4 protein-coding genes are annotated in these 3,794 nt (G+C 59.9%); 1 reads left to right on the top strand and 3 read right to left on the bottom strand.

Annotation, left to right across the window (positions count from 1 at the left end; all coding sequences use genetic code 11):
• Positions 1–441, bottom strand: a 441-nt coding sequence (locus tag EN991_RS27015; RefSeq protein WP_206519255.1) for a hypothetical protein, incomplete at its 3' end; no start/stop codon positions are given.
• Positions 442–763: 322 nt separating this feature from the next.
• On the opposite strand from EN991_RS27015, the gene EN991_RS27010 reads away from it, so the two are divergent.
• Positions 764–1,693 carry a transglutaminase-like cysteine peptidase gene (locus tag EN991_RS27010; protein WP_127369906.1) on the top strand — a complete coding sequence of 310 codons (930 nt, stop codon included), beginning with the start codon at positions 764–766 and terminating at the stop codon, positions 1,691–1,693.
• Positions 1,694–1,742: 49 nt separating this feature from the next.
• On the opposite strand, the gene EN991_RS27005 is transcribed toward EN991_RS27010, so the two are convergent.
• Together EN991_RS27005 and EN991_RS27000 are read right to left on the bottom strand one after the other, a co-directional pair.
• Entirely contained in the window at positions 1,743–2,384 is a 642-nt protein-coding gene (locus tag EN991_RS27005) for a ribbon-helix-helix domain-containing protein (protein ID WP_024502654.1), read from the bottom strand.
• Positions 2,374–3,663, bottom strand: coding sequence for an HlyD family type I secretion periplasmic adaptor subunit (locus tag EN991_RS27000; RefSeq protein ID WP_127369905.1), 1,290 nt, complete (start codon positions 3,661–3,663; stop codon positions 2,374–2,376). The genes EN991_RS27005 and EN991_RS27000 overlap by 11 nt, the downstream gene beginning before the upstream one ends.
• Positions 3,664–3,794: the final 131 nt, after the last annotated feature.

The following is a 3,794-nucleotide window of genomic DNA, read 5'->3' as shown; positions in this document are numbered from 1 at the left end:
GCTGGCTTCCAGCGCCGCCAGCAAGGCAACGCGCGGCACCTCGACGTCGCCGATGATGAAGGTCGGCACGTTCAGGGCGCCATCCTTGATCACGATCACCGAGCCGTCGGCCTGTTCGAGCACAAGGTTTTGGCCGTCGACCTTGATGTTGTCGATGGAAGCGTTGGCCGGAAGCCTTACCACGTGGCTGGCGTCGGCTACATATTCGTGCGGCGCAGCTGCTGGCAGCGTCTTCGCTTCCGCGGGGGCTTCCGGCTTGACAGGCGCTCCGCCGCCGACATCGACCGGCACCGGTTCGGACGCTGCCGGTGCGGCCTGCTGCGTCGAATTTGCCTGTGCGACCCGGATCTCCGCCGGCGATGTCTGATCGCCGTGTTCACTGGACGCGGAATGCTCGTTCAAGGAACCCGAAAAGCTGTCCAACTCGATATTGTTCGTCATGGCTGAAACCCCTCCGATATTTACCGGATAGAGACAGCGGCCATTTCTACTTTGCAACTGCCCCCTAATCTATTTCATATATTATGATATGCATTGCTCGGCATTTTTTACACGTGGTAAACCGCGACAATATAACCTGATATATGGTGGCCTCCGGAGGCTTCCCTGACGGAGGACTGGCCGGGATTTTTTGGTAAATCAAAGTATAAATCGAATAAAATTTTATATAAAAGGGATGAAGACAGTTGCTGGATATTTATCCACCTTCCTTTCCAATAATTTGAGACAAGATTGGTAGCGTCCACAGTCAAAGGTGGGCGTTATGAAAAAGCAAAAATCGGTTCCGGGAAAAACCGGGCTCCAGATGCTCCTGCTGGCAATCGGGCTTGTCGGCCTGGCGGGGCCGTCATTCGCGAGCGATATCGCCGCACCCGGCAAGCCCCAGGAGAAGGTCCAGACGCCGCCCTGTCTCGGCGGTGTTTCACTGACGAGGCCCCAGCCCTGGCAGCCTGCGGACGCTTACCGGATCGGCATGGTCACCGGCAGCTATAGCCCGGATGTCGACCGCGGGGACGGCTCGTCAACGGCGCGAGATGACGCCGGGATAGATCCGGTGCAGACCGCGTCGATTATTCCAGGGGTCTTCGGATCGGTTGCCTTGTCCATGCGCAATTTTCCCGTCGCGGCGCGCTGGGCGCCTGTCTACCGGGCAATCACCGCTTGTTCGGCAGGCAGCCCCTGCGAGCACAAGAGCACGGCTTTTGCCGGCATGATCGCCGCCGCTCAAGACAAGGGATTCAGCGAAAAGCTGTCCTTCGTCAACAGCAGCGTCAATCGCCTGATCGCCTACAGGAAAGACAGCCTCGTCTACGGCAAGCTCGACTATTGGGCGAAGCCGTCGGAGATTCTCGAGCGGCGAGCCGGCGATTGCGAGGATTTTGCCATCCTCAAGATGACCGCCCTGCTGAGGGCCGGCATTCCGACGCAAAGCATGGCGCTTGTCGTCCTCCAGGATCGCAAGAGAGGCTTCTTTCACGCAGTGCTGTCGGTGAGCACAGGCAGCGGCACCTTCATTCTCGACAGCCTCAGCAACACCGTTATGCGTGACAGCGATCTCCCGGATTACGTCCCGCTCTATTCGTTCAGCACCGACCGGGCCTGGATCCACGGTTCAAGACCGGGCGGCGCCCAGATGGCCGACATCAAGGGCGGTTTCGCAACCGTCGCACCCGGCGAAGGTTTTCAGCCATAGGGTTTCGGCCAGTCCAAGCCATAGGTTCTCGCCAAGGACTGGCGGGCATTCAGCCGCCGAAGACGAACGCCATCAGCAGCTCCGGCTCGAGCACCGGAGCCCGCACCGCATTCAATTGCCCCCGGTAACGACGGTCACCCGCGCCGATGACAAAACCGGTGGCCACCGGCGATTCGCCATTGGCGTCGAGCCGCGTGAAGATGTCGGCCACATTGAGATCCAGCGCCAGCTTGAGGTCGTGCCGTGCGTCATCGCTTGGGGCGATCGGCAATTGGCGTTTGACCAGTTGCTGGAACGGCGCGTTGAACGACAGGATCTTCTTCGAAGAAGCCAGTGCAAAGGCCGGAGACGGGCACGCGACCAGTATGGCGTTGATGGTGTTGATCGATGCAAGCCTTCGCAAGGTCAGGTTTTCGTCCCCCAATCCACGCATGCAGGCCACCCTGATCGCGGATGTCAGATTGCCTGTCTGGGCCTGGCTTTCGGCGATCTCGTCGATGAGCATGCCGATCGTGCACTTCCTGCTTTCGGCCATCTGCTTCAGCGACATCCAGAATGCCCGCTCCAGACGAATGCCGCGCCGTATGCCACCGCGCGCCACGACCCGAAACTCCAGCCCGAAATCCTCGGCGGCGACTGGCGCAAGCAGCCGCTCGCGATCGGAATGATGAGGGCTGGCGCTACCGCTCACTCATCGCCTCCTCGCGCGCCTTGTTGATCGGCTTCAGGAGGTAGTGCAGGATCGTCTTGCGCCCGGTCTTGATGTCGACCGAGCAGATCATTCCGGGGATGATCGAATAGGCCTTGCCGTCTCTTTGAAGCGTCGATTTGTCCGTCGCCACGCGCACCTGATAATAGGGCTCCCCCGTTTTCTGATCGACCAGGCTGTCGGCTGTGATGTTGGAGACCTTGCCCTCGATGCCGCCGAAGATCGAGAAGTCATAGGCGGTGACCTTGATAAGGGCTTCCTGGTCGGGACGGATGAAGGCGACATCCCGCGGCGAGACCCGCGCCTCCACCAGCAACGTTTCGGAGGTTGGCACGATGCCGGCCACGACGGCGCCAGGCTGGACGAAGGCGCCGACCGTGTTCAGCTCCAGCGTGTTGACGATGCCGTCCACGGGAGACCGGATATCGGTGCGCGCGACCTTGTCGGTGGCTCCCCTTATGGTCTCATCCACCACCGAAAGGTCCGCCAGCGCCTGGGTAAGGTCGTCCAGCGCCTCCTGCTGCAATTGCAGGCCGAGTTCCTCGACCTGAAGCTGAGCTTCCGTGATCGACGATCTGATCTTCTTTATCGTTTCGCCGGCAAGGTTCAGCTGGCCGTTGAGTTCGGTCTGCTCGCGCTCTACCCGGAGCTGCTCGGTCCTTGCCATCAGGCCTTTCTTGACCATCGCATCGACCAGTTTTGCCTCCTGGTCGCTGACCGCCAGGTTCTTGGTAAGACGATCGGAATTGGCCTCCGCCTCGGCAAGTTCCTTCTCGCGCTGATCGAGGCGTGACTTGAGCACGGACAGCTTGTTGTCGAAGTTCCCACGCCGGGCGATGAGCAGCTTCTGTTCATTGTCGCAGATTTGCGGAGCGACCGACTGGATGTCCTGCGGGCACGGAAATGGGCCCGAGAGATTGCCGGCCTGTTCGTATTTCAGCCTTGCTATGCGCACTTCCAGCGCGCGCGCCTTGGCCTGCTGCTCGCCAAGGCTGGACGTGTTGAGCGTGTTGTCCAGGCGGATGATGAGATCGTTCTTCTTGACGACCTGGCCGATCGTCACGGCGATTTCCTGAACCACACCGGCCTCGCTCGCCTGGATGATCTGGGTCTTGGAAGCAGGTATGACCTTGCCGTCGCCGCGTGCGATCTCATCGACTTCGGCAAAGGACGCCCAGGCGACAAAAACGACGAAGAGCGCTCCGATGATGAATATGGACGCCGACGCAAACAGCGGCGGCCGATCTTCCCTGGCAAGCATTTCCCACGCCCCAACGCATTGGATGCAGCAATAATTGTTTTGTCAGGCGCTTGTTTTCTGCAACGCCTGTATGACTTGGTCCTTCGGTCCGTCGGCAACGATTTTGCCCTGTTCGATAACGATCAGGCGGT

Origin of the sequence: Mesorhizobium sp. M7A.F.Ca.US.005.03.2.1, from assembly GCF_003997795.1 — a bacterium.
Lineage (GTDB): Bacteria > Pseudomonadota > Alphaproteobacteria > Rhizobiales > Rhizobiaceae > Mesorhizobium > Mesorhizobium ciceri.
Note: the sequence above shows the minus strand (reverse complement) of the source record. Positions and strands in the feature narration are given on the sequence as shown.